At 61.0% G+C, this 13165-nt stretch carries 15 protein-coding genes and 1 pseudogene; 8 read left to right on the forward strand and 8 right to left on the reverse strand.

Annotated features, from left to right (window positions below; all coding sequences use genetic code 11):
• The coding region (locus tag L8K25_RS20955; protein ID WP_242140965.1) for a cytochrome b/b6 domain-containing protein at positions 1-536 on the reverse strand (536 nt) is incomplete at its 3' end.
• A 201-nt stretch (positions 537-737) separates the two neighbouring features.
• Between L8K25_RS20955 and L8K25_RS20960 the strand changes: the two genes are divergently transcribed.
• Both L8K25_RS20960 and L8K25_RS20965 read left to right on the forward strand, forming a co-directional pair.
• The gene (locus L8K25_RS20960; RefSeq protein ID WP_242140966.1) at positions 738-1481 is read left to right on the forward strand and encodes a bacteriorhodopsin; all 744 of its coding nucleotides are present in this window, start codon (positions 738-740) and stop codon (positions 1479-1481) included.
• Entirely contained in the window at positions 1478-2302 is an 825-nt protein-coding gene (locus tag L8K25_RS20965) for a Brp/Blh family beta-carotene 15,15'-dioxygenase (RefSeq protein ID WP_242140967.1), read from the forward strand. Before L8K25_RS20960 ends, L8K25_RS20965 begins: the two co-directional genes overlap by 4 nt.
• Before the next feature lie 393 nt (positions 2303-2695).
• Here the strand turns inward: L8K25_RS20965 and L8K25_RS20970 are convergent, their stop codons facing one another.
• Together L8K25_RS20970 and traA are read right to left on the reverse strand one after the other, a co-directional pair.
• Positions 2696-3409: a DUF6118 family protein gene (locus L8K25_RS20970; RefSeq protein WP_242140969.1), complete on the reverse strand. Its 714-nt coding sequence runs from the start codon at positions 3407-3409 to the stop codon at positions 2696-2698.
• A 9-nt stretch (positions 3410-3418) separates the two neighbouring features.
• Positions 3419-6472 carry a Ti-type conjugative transfer relaxase TraA gene (gene traA, locus L8K25_RS20975; protein ID WP_242140971.1) on the reverse strand — a complete coding sequence of 1018 codons (3054 nt, stop codon included), beginning with the start codon at positions 6470-6472 and terminating at the stop codon, positions 3419-3421.
• Between the two features lie 204 nt (positions 6473-6676).
• Here traA and L8K25_RS20980 point away from each other — a divergent pair, with 204 nt between their 5' ends.
• Genes L8K25_RS20980 through L8K25_RS21000 form a run of 5 tightly spaced genes read left to right on the forward strand, consistent with a single transcriptional unit; the run spans position 6677 to position 8395 of the window.
• Complete coding sequence (locus L8K25_RS20980; RefSeq protein ID WP_242140972.1) at positions 6677-7309, forward strand: transferase; 633 nt, start codon at positions 6677-6679, stop codon at positions 7307-7309.
• Positions 7310-7341: 32 nt separating this feature from the next.
• On the forward strand, positions 7342-7665 hold the full coding sequence (locus L8K25_RS20985; RefSeq protein ID WP_242140974.1) for a conjugal transfer protein TraD: 324 nt from the start codon (positions 7342-7344) through the stop codon (positions 7663-7665).
• Positions 7666-7684: 19 nt separating this feature from the next.
• Complete coding sequence (locus L8K25_RS20990; RefSeq protein ID WP_242140975.1) at positions 7685-7909, forward strand: conjugal transfer protein TraD; 225 nt, start codon at positions 7685-7687, stop codon at positions 7907-7909.
• Positions 7906-8130 (forward strand): hypothetical protein, encoded by a 225-nt coding sequence (locus tag L8K25_RS20995; RefSeq protein ID WP_242140976.1) that lies wholly within the window; start codon positions 7906-7908, stop codon positions 8128-8130. Before L8K25_RS20990 ends, L8K25_RS20995 begins: the two co-directional genes overlap by 4 nt.
• Positions 8131-8164: 34 nt before the next feature.
• Complete coding sequence (locus tag L8K25_RS21000; protein ID WP_242140978.1) at positions 8165-8395, forward strand: hypothetical protein; 231 nt, start codon at positions 8165-8167, stop codon at positions 8393-8395.
• Positions 8396-8408: 13 nt separating this feature from the next.
• Here L8K25_RS21000 and L8K25_RS21005 read toward each other — a convergent pair whose 3' ends face one another.
• A complete protein-coding gene (locus tag L8K25_RS21005) occupies positions 8409-8909 on the reverse strand; it encodes a MucR family transcriptional regulator (RefSeq protein ID WP_242140979.1) in 501 nt (166 codons plus the stop codon).
• Positions 8906-9181 (reverse strand): HU family DNA-binding protein, encoded by a 276-nt coding sequence (locus tag L8K25_RS21010; protein WP_242140980.1) that lies wholly within the window; start codon positions 9179-9181, stop codon positions 8906-8908. Before L8K25_RS21010 ends, L8K25_RS21005 begins: the two co-directional genes overlap by 4 nt.
• Positions 9182-10469: 1288 nt before the next feature.
• Between L8K25_RS21010 and L8K25_RS21015 the strand changes: the two genes are divergently transcribed.
• Complete coding sequence (locus L8K25_RS21015) at positions 10470-11348, forward strand: replication initiation protein (RefSeq protein WP_242140982.1); 879 nt, start codon at positions 10470-10472, stop codon at positions 11346-11348.
• 134 nt (positions 11349-11482) lie between these two features.
• On the opposite strand, the gene L8K25_RS21020 is transcribed toward L8K25_RS21015, so the two are convergent.
• From L8K25_RS21020 to L8K25_RS21030, 3 genes and pseudogenes are all read right to left on the reverse strand, one after another.
• Positions 11483-11767: a ribbon-helix-helix domain-containing protein gene (locus L8K25_RS21020; RefSeq protein ID WP_242140984.1), complete on the reverse strand. Its 285-nt coding sequence runs from the start codon at positions 11765-11767 to the stop codon at positions 11483-11485.
• Entirely contained in the window at positions 11764-12396 is a 633-nt protein-coding gene (locus tag L8K25_RS21025; RefSeq protein ID WP_242140986.1) for a ParA family protein, read from the reverse strand. The genes L8K25_RS21020 and L8K25_RS21025 overlap by 4 nt, the downstream gene beginning before the upstream one ends.
• Positions 12397-12463: 67 nt before the next feature.
• Positions 12464-13089: pseudogene (locus tag L8K25_RS21030) on the reverse strand (transcription elongation protein SprT).
• Positions 13090-13165 lie beyond the last annotated feature (76 nt).

Below are 13165 nucleotides of genomic sequence, written 5' to 3' on the forward strand. Positions count from 1 at the left end.
ATCATGCGTTGCACCGTTTGATCGCGTAGGACGAGCAAGTGATACAACGCTCCAAGAACATGCAACCCGATCAAGACCAGAAGCAACGTCGCCGCGGTCATATGCGCGTCTCCAAGCTGATGACCGAATGTTGATTCTTCCGGTACCAATTGCGGCAGCGGCAGCACGGCGAACAGTTTTACCGGCCAACCACGTGAGGATGCATTAGCCCATCCCATCAGCGGCAACATCAAGAGCAATCCGTAAAGCAGATAGTGCGTGCTGCGTGACACCAGCTGCAGCAAAGGCGGAAGATCGTTTGGCGGTTGGGGAACATGATGTGTCAGCCGCCAGAGAAGGCGGAAAACGATTACAACGAGGATTGTCGTGCCGATCGACAGATGCCAAGCAACAAGCCCGGTTGGTCGCGTACCGCGTCCAATTTCAGGCATTGTCCAAGCGACGCCGAACTGGGCAACGACCAGTGCGACAGTCAGCCAGTGTAAGGCCCTGGCAACAATGGAATAACGGTGGCGCTCCTGCTGATCGTTTGTCATAAAACTCTCCCGACCACCCCAGGGGTGGCGTTCGCCCATCAGTGCATGACTGATCCTACCTAACTGGGGCGACGTCGACGTTGCCACGGTCGTCGAGTTTTGCGGGAATGCGCCGGCACTGCCGGATGACGGCCAAAGCGGGCTTATCAGTCGGTAGCACGCGTATTAGCCGCCGGCCGGAACTCTATTGGCGCAGCGTAGTTGGCCATCATCATCACGCTTAACGCCGGAGATCACAAAATGGACCCCACCGTGTTTCTGGTCGGCTTTGCAATCATGTCGGTATCGTCACTTGCGTTATACGCCAAGGGGTCGAAGCAACCTGAAATCAGGCATCATACCTACTTCCATGCGGTCGTCCCGTTCATTGCCGCCACGGCCTACTTGGCAATGTGGTTCGGGGTCGGCGACATTACGACCCCGGACGGCGTGACAACTTTGTCGGCACGCTATGTGGACTGGTCGATTACGACACCCATTCTCCTCACCGGTCTCGTTATGCTCGGGCTTCATGAGCGTGGCCGCTCCGCCGGTTTTATTGTCTCGACGATTGTGCTGGACGTCATGATGATCGTAACGGGCCTAATTTCTGCATTGAGCACGACCCCCGATGCCAAGCTCGCTTGGTTCTTGTGGTCTTGTGTAGCCTTTGCCGGTGTACTCTATAACCTGTGGGTGCCGGTCCGTTCGATCAGCGCCGCAGAAGGTGGCCAGATGGCGAGCGCCTACACCAAGAACCTGACATTCTTGTCGGTTATATGGTTTCTCTACCCGATCGTATTTGCGATCGGTCCTGAAGGTTTTAAGTCGATTACGGCGCTAGCTTCGGCATGGGCGATCTTGGCGCTCGATGTTATCGCCAAGGTGATCTACGCCTTCTCGTCAGCCTCTAATATCGAGAAGGCAGAGCAGGATAGGGTTGGGACCGTTCGCAGCGTACAGTGACTATCACGGCGCGGCTCGGCTGGGGCGCATTCGTTACCCTTGGGCTGGGTGCCGCCTGCCTCTCGCTGCCCGTACAGATAGCCTATACCGCGGTTTCTATCGGGGTGCTCGGGTTGCCGCATGGAGCAAGCGATCTCGCAATCGTCCCGCAAAGGCAGCGGCCGAGGTTCCTCGGATCATATCTGATTTGTGTCGGTTTAATCCTGGCGTGGTGGAAGTTCGCGCCGTTTACCGCACTGGTAGCCCTGCTAGTGTTATCAGCGATACACTTTGCATTTGATGATGCTCCGCGCTCCAGGCCTATTGAAAGGCTGAGCCGGGGAACACTGATGGTAGCCGGTCCGGCGCTCCTCCACCGTTCTCAGTTGTGCAGCCTGTTCGTGGCATTAACCACCCGGCCCGACGACGCCGCAGGACTTGCGACTGTCATGGCATTCGTGGCAGCGGTGGCATTAGTCATATTGCCGCTGGTCTGCTTCGGTTACTGGCGCAGGAACGATCAACAGGGCATGATCCTCCTTGTCGCAGGCGTTCTATTGCTTCTAATCTTACCGCCGCTCATCGGCTTTGCGATCGGGTTTGTTCTGCTGCACGCACGCGCACAACTGAGGGTGCGAATGGCGATCTTAGGCTGCAAGAGCGTGGGCCGTTACCTTCGAATGATCTCGCCTATCATAGTTGGCGCGCTGGTGGTCATCGGCTCTGTGGGGGTCTTGTTCGCTGGCGGCAACGCGCCTGGGGCTCGAACGCTCTTTGCTGGAATTGCTGCGTTGGCAATCCCCCACATGCTAGTGACGCCACTTTGGACAGCCCGTGCGTAGTTTGAGCAGCGCCGCGACCGATGCGATGTCATCTATTCGCGTTTGTATCCAGCGATAGCGGTGTCAGGCGCCCTTCTCCGGAAGACGATGACTGAAGCTTGCGAACCGCCGCCTCGATCGATGTCCAGCGCGCCAGCTAATGACGCGGATCGCGCCGCTGCTCCGCGCTGACTTGAGCGCCCATCAGGATCGCCATCTGTCAGAACACGAGCGCTCTCGGCCTCCAGACGCGTGCGGACGGGAGCGGCGCCATCCAGCCCTGCTCGTTGCGCTTGGTGCACCCGGCAGTGCACAGCCATTCCTCCATCTTATCAGCCGGAGGCGGCGTGGTCCGTGTCTCGGCGCCGAGCATCCGGCTTATCAGGAGCCAGCGTGTCACGCGTCATACCGACGTTACCGACCATCCTGCCCCCCCTTTCCTACCTCGATCGTGCAGCGGACCACCTTGCTCGCCTTGGCCGCCTGCTTGCGGCACGCCTCCAGGGGCTCCCGGTTCGCCGTTGCCAGCCGATTGCCCGCTAATACGTCGGCGAAGGCCTGCGGATCGCCGGCCTGCATCAGGCGCTGCCCGCCCTCCCACATCGGCATCCGGAGCGAGCGCGCCGCCATCCGCTCGGGCCATAACCAGCTCGACGGCATCAGCCGTACAATCGGCCCCGCCACGATCGCGTAGAGCAACACCCCCAGCACCAAGCCACCCAGCCCGATCCACAGCAGCAAGCTGTTTTGCTCGTCTCTGCGCCGCGCCGATCCCAGCCGGTCGGACAGGCTGCCCGCGACGTTGCGGAGCATCGTGTCCGTCGTCCCGATCTGGTGACGCAGTTCGCGCACGGCGTCGGTGACGGCTGCGTTTAGACGTTGTCCCATCTCCTCGGGCGTGAGCATCATCGCCGGGCTCTTGCTCATCGCGTCGATCTGGCGGACCAATGCCGCCAGCACCTTCTCGGTGCGTGCGAGCGTCGGCTCATAATCAGGCGGGTCGGCCGACTCCCGCGCGGCGGTCAGCCCTTCGATCGCGGCGCGTAGTAGCGACACCTCACGGCCGAGCTGGACGAACGCCAGCGCCGCCTGATCGTCACCGCCATCATACTCATGCCCGTCGTCCATACGTACCCCCTATCGGCTCATCCCCAAGTCACGGTCGCGGTTCAAATCGCGCGACAACTCGCGACCGATATCCCGGTTCTGGCGCTCGCTGATCCCAAGCCCCAGCTCGCGCGATCGGCTGCGCAGGAGCGATTCAACCTGGGGATCGCGTTCGAGGCCTTTCGCCATGTCAGCCATCTCCTGCCCCGCCTTGTCGCGGCCCGCTACATAGCCGGCGCGCTCGAAGTCCGCGTGCTGGCCCTTAAGCTCCTGCCAGCGTTCCACGAACCGGTCGGCACGCAGGTGCGGATTGGTCCGCACGCGGGCTTCTTGGGCCATCGCCGCGATCATCGGGCCGCTGCGCCCCGCAGCTGCTTCGCGCAGCAGGGCCGGATTACGCGTCATCGCTTCGTGCATGTCGTCGGATGCATGGGGCCGGAGCTGGTCCAGCGCGTCGATCGCGCGCTGGAGCGACACCTTCTGGTGCTCGAGTACGGCTCCGCTCGAGGCCTTTGTCTGCAACGCCACCTCGGCCGAGCGCGAGGTCCGCTCGATCGCGCGCACGAACGCAGGGTCCTGGCCGTGTTCGTGCGCTTTCACCGGCGCCGGTCTCGCCAGCGTCGCATCAAGCTTCAACCCGTCGAACATGCCACGCTTGGACGCTCGCACCTGCTCACCCTGGCTCCGCTCCGTTGCCGGCACCAGGCGGTCGGGCGCGGGCCGACTCGTGCTTTCGGGTACGGCGTCGCGACGCTCTGCTTCCGGCGCCTTGGGCCGGAAGCCGGCGAACATGCTCTTTGCTTTCGTCTCGACCGTCCGCACGATCTCGCGCACCCGCTCCGGCAACCGGATCTCGCGCCTGTCCGCGAAAGCACGAGCGGCCTCATTCGGCTCGGCCGTATAGTCGGCCGCCATATCCTTTGCCCGATCGCGCGACATCACCGCGGCGAGCTTCGCGTCGGACGCAAAGTCGTCGCGTCCGTAGTGGAGCTGCACCCCGTCACGGTGCCGCGACAGCGCGACGTAAGCTGCGTGCCGGTCCATCCCCGGCGTCGCCAGTATGTGCGTACGATCGACCGTCACGCCCTGGCTCTTATGGATGGTGGCGGCATAGCCGTGATCGACCGCGGCATAATCCTTCACATCGAAGGCAACCTGGCGCCCGTCGTCGAGCTGCACGCCCATCCGGTCGACCGACACCTGCTCGACCGTGCCCAGCGTGCCGTTCTTCACCCCCATAGAACGCTCGTTGCGCAGGAACATGATCCGATCGCCGGACGCGAACTGACGCTCGCCACGATCCGCCTGCACACTCACGTCCTCCCCAAGATCGCCCGACGCCCGCAGCCGCTCACGTGCCTCCCCGTTGATCGACTGCACCTCGGCATTGGTATGCGTGAGGATGATCCGGCTCTTGTCCGGTTCGGCCTGGCGCTGCCGATCCCAGCTACCCACCAGCACCGCCCGCGCCTGGCTGCGCGTGTCGGCCCCGCGCACCATGTCCTGGTCGCGGTATGCCTGGATCGCGTCCGGCGTCCGGCCCGTGGCAAGCCAGCGCGTCGCATCCCTCTGCCAGTCGGTCCGCTGCCGGCGGATCTCGGTGATCTCGGCCGACCCGTGGCGTTCGCTGATCGACCGGAACGCCGCACCCGCCTCGATCGCCTGCAACTGCTCGGGATCGCCCACCAGCACCACCTTGGCGCCGGCCTGATCGGCTGCCGACAGCAGTCGCTCCATCTGTCGCGTGCCGATCATCCCGGCCTCGTCCACCACCAGCACGTCACATGGACCCAGCTGCTCGCGGTCACGCGCCCACGCATACTCCAGGCTGGCGATGGTGCGCGAGCTGATGCCCGATCCGGCCTCAAGGTTTTCAGCCGCGATGCCGGACAGCGCCGCGCCGCGCACCGTGTACCCAGCCCGCTCCCATCCGTCGCGCGCGACACCCAACATGGCTGATTTGCCGGTGCCGGCATAACCAACAACCGTCGCAAGTCCTTCCGGACCCGCTATATGTCGTAACGCGGCCTCCTGCTCGTCTCCGAGCTTGAGACCTTCACTCCCGGCAGTGGCAATTGCTCCCTCCATCGCCACTGCCGGGAGACCATACTCACGCCGCGCGGCAAGCGCGTTACCGGCTCGTTCAAGACGGGCCTCCGTCGCGATCATGTCGCGCGACGTGAACCGCTCCTGGTCGCGACCGTCCCGACCCAGCGCGACCAACTCGGGGCTGGCGCGCACAGCCCCCATCACCTGATCGAACTGATCCTTGCCGTCACTGTGCCGGAACGCGAACGTCGCGAGGTCTCGGTTGGTGAATGTCGCCTGCGTCCGCGTGATCGCGTCCAGCGCCACATTGGGATCGGCGATAATCTTCGCCCCGTTCTCCCGCGCAATACGCTGGTGATCCTCGATCCGTTCAGCCTCCAGTCCCTGCTCGGGCCGACGCGACGCAGCCGGCCCGATCTTGTGCTGCGGCTCCAGCGCGATGCCCTGTTCCGCATAGGAGCGATGATCGATCCGCGCATCGATCCCCAGCTCAGTCAGCCGTTCATTGACATGCGCGCCCCACGCTTCCCGCCAGTGTTGCAACAGTGCGCGGTCGTTCCATGGCACGACCTTTTTACCGAACCCTTCCGGGCCTACCTCGCGCATCGTCATCATGACGTGTGCATGTGGCTTCGGACTGCCGTCTTCCGCTTTGTCCCAATGCACGTTGAGGTCCGCAATCATCCCGCGATCGACAAACTCGCGTTTGACGAAATCGCGCGCCAGCGAAACACCCTGATCGCGGGTCATCTCGCGGGGGATCGAGAACTCGATCTCGCGGGCGAGTTGGGCGTCCTTGCGCTTCTCGCCAGCTTCCACCGCATTCCAGAGCGTTGTGCGGTCTGCCAGATGCTCCGGCGCACCTTCCGGTAACATCACTTCCGAGTGCGTGACGCCGGTCTTGTTCAAGAAGTCATGGTGCCGCTCCAGCCGTTCGTCGAACAGCTTGGATGCGGAGCGGTAAGCGGCTGCCGCGACAGCACTGGAGCCGGATGAACGGCCGATCACCTTTGCGGAGAAATGGTAGATCGCCATGACAAGCTTGCTTCTACGCTTCTTAGCGCAGATCGGCAACGATCTATAAGCGCGCACTCACAATCCGCTTCCGCTCCTCGTGACTGACTTGGTGCTGTTCCACTCGTTACCGCTTTACCCCGATGCTGAGTGCGATAGGATGCTTGTTACAGGAACATAGGGTAGCTGGCCGATGTATCAGATGGCGACAAGGGGATCAGCAAGATGAGCGACCAGATCAATACCGGCGATTATATCGCAGCCATCGCTACCTCGCCGCTTGCAGTCTTCGCCAATCTTGCACCCTGGGAAATTACCAGCCGGTCACATGAGATTGTGGCCGTACTCTTGGACGATCTTGATGCTGGCTATCGGATTTCCGACAATGTCGCTGTGCATAAAACCGCCAGCATAGAACCAGGCGTCGTACTGAAAGGCCCCACGGTCATCGGACCCTACTGCTTCATTGCGAGCGGCGCTTATGTTCGCGACGGATGTTGGCTCGGGGAGCGTTGTACGTTGGGCCCGGGCACTGAACTCAAATCCTCGTTCTTGTTTTCGGGGACTAAGCTGGCGCACTTTAATTTCGTCGGTGACAGTGTGCTGGGGGCGGGCGTCAATCTGGAAGCTGGGACCATCATCGCCAATTTCCGGAATGAGCGCGATAATCACGCCATCGTTATTGTGCTCGACGGTATGCGAATTCGAACAGGAGTTGAGAAGTTCGGAGCACTGGTCGGCGACGGCGTGCGCATCGGCGCGAACGCCGTTGTCGCACCCGGCGCGCTGCTTAAGCCTAGGACGACGGTGCCGCGTCTGGGTCTGGTGGACATGGGATCACATATGGGGGCAATCTGATGCTGCCGCGACGCGTTGGTACTGGAGGGAATATGCGTAAAGTTCGCGATTACGATGCCGAGCTAAAAGCACTGAACGACAAGGCTCGCTCGCTCAAAGCCAAGCGGGTTGAGCAGCTCGGCCAGCTGGTCGCCGCTACCGGCGCCGATGCGCTGGATGCAGAAACCCTTGCTGGCGTTCTGCTCGACGGGATTGCCTCTAAAGATCTTGCGGCAAAGGAGGGGTGGCGATCGAAAGGCGCTGCTTTCTTTCAGCGGCGCGGGCGCAAAAGTGGCGGCGATGCTGCGATCGACGGATCGGGCGTTCCGGCTGAACCAGGCGGCGACGTTGCGGGCGGAAGCGGCCGGACGGCGTAGCGATACCCGGACCTGGGTCGTGCAACGCCGCGAACGAACACGCCACCTGATCGAGCTGGGCGGCCTTGTACAGAAAGCCGGGCTGGTCGAGCTGACCGACGACGATCGCGCCACAATTTACGGCGCGCTACTCGATCTTGCCGGCCGGGCGCGGGGCGACGGTGCAAGCGTCATTCTGGCATTGTGGAAGCGACGCGGCAAACGCGCGTTTGACGCGGAAAACGACGGGAGCGAAGCGCAATGAGCGATTTCGCTATCGAGGCGATCCGGGCAAAGGTCTGTGCGATGGATTTCGTGCGCGGCACGCTAGCGGAGATTGCCCTGTGGCGCGATGACATTGCGGAACCGCAAGCCAATCTCGTGGTCGACGACATGATCCCGACGCCAATCGAATATTGGAGACTATGCCCATGCCTGCGCCCAGGCAGTTTGCCGGCCATGAAAGCCGCCATCGTCACGTCATGAAAACGGCGTATACACGGGCCAGGAGGATCAGCCGATGCGCTCGATAAATCCCTTGTTCGAAAATGCGGTGATCGATTGCGTAGCGACTGATCGGCAGCCGAGCGTCCAAGAACTGTTTTGTGTCGCGCAGCGCATCTGGTCGGACGGCGCTGCCGACCGTTCGGCGTTTCGCTGGGGTCGTCTTGCACCCACCGATACCGAAAAGCTGCTCGCCCTGCGCGCCGCCCAGATTGCTTTGTCCGGGTCAGTCGCGCGGAACGAGTAACGGCAATGCCGGCTTATTCGGTGATCGGCGGCAACTTCAATTTGCGCCGCTGCGGCGGGCCTGGCTCTTGCGCCGTCGCTTGTAGCCCGGGCTTCCGGCCCAGCCCAATCTTTTTAGCCAGGGCGCGCCGCGTTTCCGAATAACTCTCGGCCACTATCGGGTAATCGGCCTTGAGGTTGTAGCGATCCCGATATTGCTCGGGCGTAAGCCCATGTCCACTCAGATGGCGCCGCAGCATCTTATACGGCTTGCCATCGATCAAAGAAATGATGTGATCCTTCGACGCCAGCGATTTACGTACCGTCACCGCAGGCGTGAACTGCTCGGGTGCAGCGTCCTCAAGAGCCGAGGTATTTGGTTGGTCGATCAACTTTGCAACGCTGTCGCGCATCCGGCTGAGAAATACCGGCACGTCTGCAGCCGCGGCGCGCGTGTTGGGATTGCTTAGCCACGCGATCGTCAGTGCTGCGGCGAGTTCGATCGCATTCGGGCTGGTCTCTGTTTCTGTCGTCACGAGGAAATCTTGTCCTTAAGCACTTTTGCCGGTGTGAACACCACCTTGGTCGACGCAGCGATCTCCATTGCCTCGCCGGTCCGCGGATTGCGACCAGCCCGGGCGGCTTTGGCCTTTCTGGAGAACTTGCCGAACCCGTGCACTGACACGTCCTCGCCCCGTGCGACCGCATCACTGATATCGCCGAAAACGCGGTCGATTAGCGCTCGAGCATTGGCGGCACTCAGATCGCTTCCATCGGCAATGCCTTTCACAAGATCGTCCAGCTTCATTAAAGATCTCCCCGTAAAGATGCACCGGAATAATCGTTCCCGGCTCGGGCGCAACAGTTCATCCCCTTTTCGAGGAGTGCAAGCAAGATGCGGGCAGAGCGATGGCTCTACGCTAAACAATGATAAGCTTCTTCAGAAAAGGGATCGGTATGTGTGTCGGGCTTCGATCCCGCCAATGCGGTCAGGCACTCCGCGCCAATATTCGCTTGAGGGCGAGCATAAACAGGGTGTGCTCGATGCGCCCGATCTCGTGAAGTGCGCGAGCGATTGGGTTCTGGCGCGGGTATCTTCCTCACCGGCGAATACCTCTGGCCCAAGGACGCCAACGCTTAGGGTGTCATTCCGCCCCAACCGGAACCGACCCCGTTATCGCCGCCAAGCTACGCTATTACGTCGATCGTGAGTTCGCCGGCCGGTACGACCCGGCGTGACGATGCGAACCGCAGCTTACGGTTTTTGGGACCATTGGCGAAAGCCGTGGGGTGATGGCTTCTGAGCTAAACGTAAAAACTGTATAGGCGTATACACCGCGGGTTCTTATTCGCGATGTTGAAAGGTGAGTTTTGGGGTATCGCCTCACTTTTGACATAGGAGGTTGATGATCGAGGCACTGTCAGCGCCTGCTAGGAGGTCTGTCCGGCTTGAGGCACTTGCCACCGTGGCCCTTTGTTTTGACGTTTTGCGGGCTAGAACTGGGCTTCTGCGCCTTGTTCAGACGATGTCGTCCCCATGATGCGCCGTCGGCCGTGCCTGGCTGTCCGAAAAGCCATTGAACATGTGATCTTGGTATCGGTGTATGGGGTCATCCTCCGCTTCGTACAGGGTGTTCGACGGCGAACCCAGCGATCAATAAAGGCATATCGGCCAGAGGCCAATTCCGCATTTTTTTGCTTCAGATGGTTTGACAATGCTTCCTTGCCGCAAAAGTTATCCACAGTCTGGCCTACCCCAAAACTCACCGATCATGTTCTGATTCAACTATTCTTCTTAGATTCAAGATTCGGGGGGCTCAAACCCGCAGAAAACCGCTAAAAATGACCTCGAAATGTGAGCGTTGGGGCCGATTCGCGTGAGTTTCGGGGTAACCTAAGGTGAGCGTTGGGGCCGGTTAAAGTGAGGGTTCGGGTAGAGTCGGGTGAGGGTTCGGGTATGGCATTGCCTAGGACCGGACAACGGTGAGTTTTTGGGTATCCCCGCTCCTTGACGTACGGCGAGCTAAAGGGTTTGCCTAACTCACAATTCGCGGTAATGTGAGCTTATATCTCGCCCCTCCTCACCGGACACATCCATGTCGTCAGAACCCGCTACGGTCGATCTGACCTTCCGCACATTGACGCAGAAGGGCCGCGGCAATCCGTTCGATCCCGCCAACTATGGCGAGATCGTCAAACCCGGCGAGTTGGTCGACATTGTCGAGCTAAGCCCGCTCACTCTCGCCGATCGCCGCATCTATAATTTGTTGATTGCCAATGCATGGGAGCGGATCGGCGAGCCGATCGTCCATCGCATTCCCAAGACTGCCCTAAAAGGCACACACCAGGGGAACGAACGGATAGAAAGTTCGCTGCTACGCCTGATGGGCACGATCGCCATTGTTACGATCCGGAAGGGTGGCAAGGCCTTCAAGCGCCGCGTCCAGCTCCTGGGCCCAAGCGACGAAAGTCTCGAAAAAGACGGTTTCCTTCACTATCGCATCCCCGAAGAACTGATCGAGATTCTACGTAACAGCGAGGTCTACGCCCGCCTCAAGACTCAGGTGATGTATTGCTTCGAGTCGAAATACGCGCTGTGCCTCTATGAGATGATCGAGCGTCGTATCGGTTTGGAATATAAACAGCAGGAAGAGTTCACGATCGACGAGATACGTGGCCTGCTCAATGTGCCCGAGAGTAAGCTGGAGCGCTTTGCCGATCTTAACAAATACTGCCTCAAGGTGGCGGTCGAGGAAATCAACAAGCTCTGCCCGTTCTATGTCGAGTTCACGCCGATCAAGAAGGGCCGAAAAGTCGAGCGTGTCGCACTCCACTGGTTCCCGAAAACCTCCACGGGCAAGCGTGATGCGCAAAACCTGATCGACCAGCATAGCATCGTGCGCCGCGCCAAGCTCCGTGGCGGCATTCCCGAATTGCCCGTTCTCGTCGATTTCAGCCGACCGAGCCAACGGTGAGCCCCTACCCAAAAACTCACCTTTAGGGCCAGCATCGGGATCGATCCTAGCTCTGCCGCTCCGACGCCTCTACGACGGTGCCAAGGTCGGCGGACCCATCGATCCTATCCGTATACGCCTATACGGATATACGCCTATACAGAACGCGCGATGCGTCCCCTGCCCTTCTTTACGAACAGGTCGTCCAACGCCTCGGTGAGCAGATTTTGCACTGTCGTCCCTTCCTCGGCCGCAATAATACGAAGCTGGGTGCTGACTTCGGGTGCAAAGTGTCCGCCAATCAGTTTCGTGCCCTGCCGCCCGCTGCTCGCCGGCTTGGCAGCCGGCGTCGCTATTGTAGGCGGCGCTGCTGGCGTGTCGCTGCCGCCGGCCTTGGCACGATCAAGGACGGCCTGAAGAGCGTTGGGTTTGGCCATCATGCCACCTCTTTAGCGTATAGGCGTATAGCCGTATACTCGTATAGCCGCTTGATCTCGGCTGCGGCTGGTCCGTTCGGCTCGAACTCCTGCACTGCCTGCCCTAACGCTTGCGCACGGAAGAACGCCTTGCGGTTACCGATCGTCACTGGACAGACCGCAGCTCCCAATTCCTCCACGGCTTTCATCGCATCGCCCGTTTCCTGGCCTTGGGGCGGCACAAATGTCAGTACGACGGCGAACGCGCGATCGAGCTGGCGCACCACGTCGAGCGTATGCGTCATGCTCATGGTATCGAAAACGGCGGTCTTGGTCGGCACAAGTATGAAGTCCGCGTGGCGTGCGGCTTCATAGGCCACGTCTCGTGCCACCGCCGCCCCGTCGATCACGACAAGATCGGTGCCGGCGTCGGCACAGGCTTTGAGCATTGCTGCCAGCCGTACCGGCTGGATTGAGGCGACCGCGGGTGTGTCGAGCTGGCGCACGTCCTTCCAGAACGACGCGGTTGCCTGCGGGTCGAGGTCAATGATCGCGGTTTCCTTGCCGGCTTGCTCGGCCGCGACCGCAAGACACGTCGCTAGCGTCGTTTTACCAACGCCGCCCTTCTGCGACAGGATGGCTAAAACCTTCATTATACGCTCCTACGAGTATAGGCTTATACTTGTATACGCTAGTGTATGTGGTTGGGAAAGGGAAGTTTCACGGCTCCGGGTCGTCTTCGCCATCGCCCAGCAAATGGTGCCGCATCGCGCCATGGCCCGCGGTCAGACAAAGCGGAGCGCCGATCGTCTTCAGCCATTTCCGAGCGGTCCGCACGGTGTAGCCGCATGTCTCGCACTCGCATTTGAGCAAGCGTGTCGCCTGCTTCTTCGGCCGCGTCGTCTCACCGCCGGTGTCGAGCCGGGCATGGGGAGGGATCAGCTACGGCCAGGATCGGCGCGACGGTAGCGAGAAAGGCAGGCCCGGGGGTTGTGGCCCGCATCGGTCCGATTAGACCGAGCCCGATAGCGATCCGTTTAAACGCTTTTCCGTGCCCGGCAGCGATCCCGACCCAGCATGGACCAGCTCATGCGCAAGGATGAAAGCGATCTGCACCGGCATCGCATCGGCCGCGTGCGCAAGATCGGCCGGATGAAGATCTTAAAATGTCCGTTGCCGCTGCACCGATTGTCCCAGCATTCGCCGATCACCTTTCCCTTGGCGCCTCGGCTGGTGAAGCCGATCGCGACGCGCACGCGGGAGGGTAGGGGGGTGCCCAGCGCCTCGAACAGCGGGGGGGGGGAGTGTGGGGGCAGCGGGAATCTGCCGGGGTGATGCGGGCGCACGGAGGAGCCACGGTCCGGCTGATTGCCGTTGCTGGGAGAGGGGGGCGGTGCCCCACTTTCCCTCGGATTGAGCTAC

The sequence above is a fragment of the Sphingomonas sp. TREG-RG-20F-R18-01 genome (assembly GCF_022662475.1).
Taxonomy (GTDB): domain Bacteria; phylum Pseudomonadota; class Alphaproteobacteria; order Sphingomonadales; family Sphingomonadaceae; genus Sphingomonas.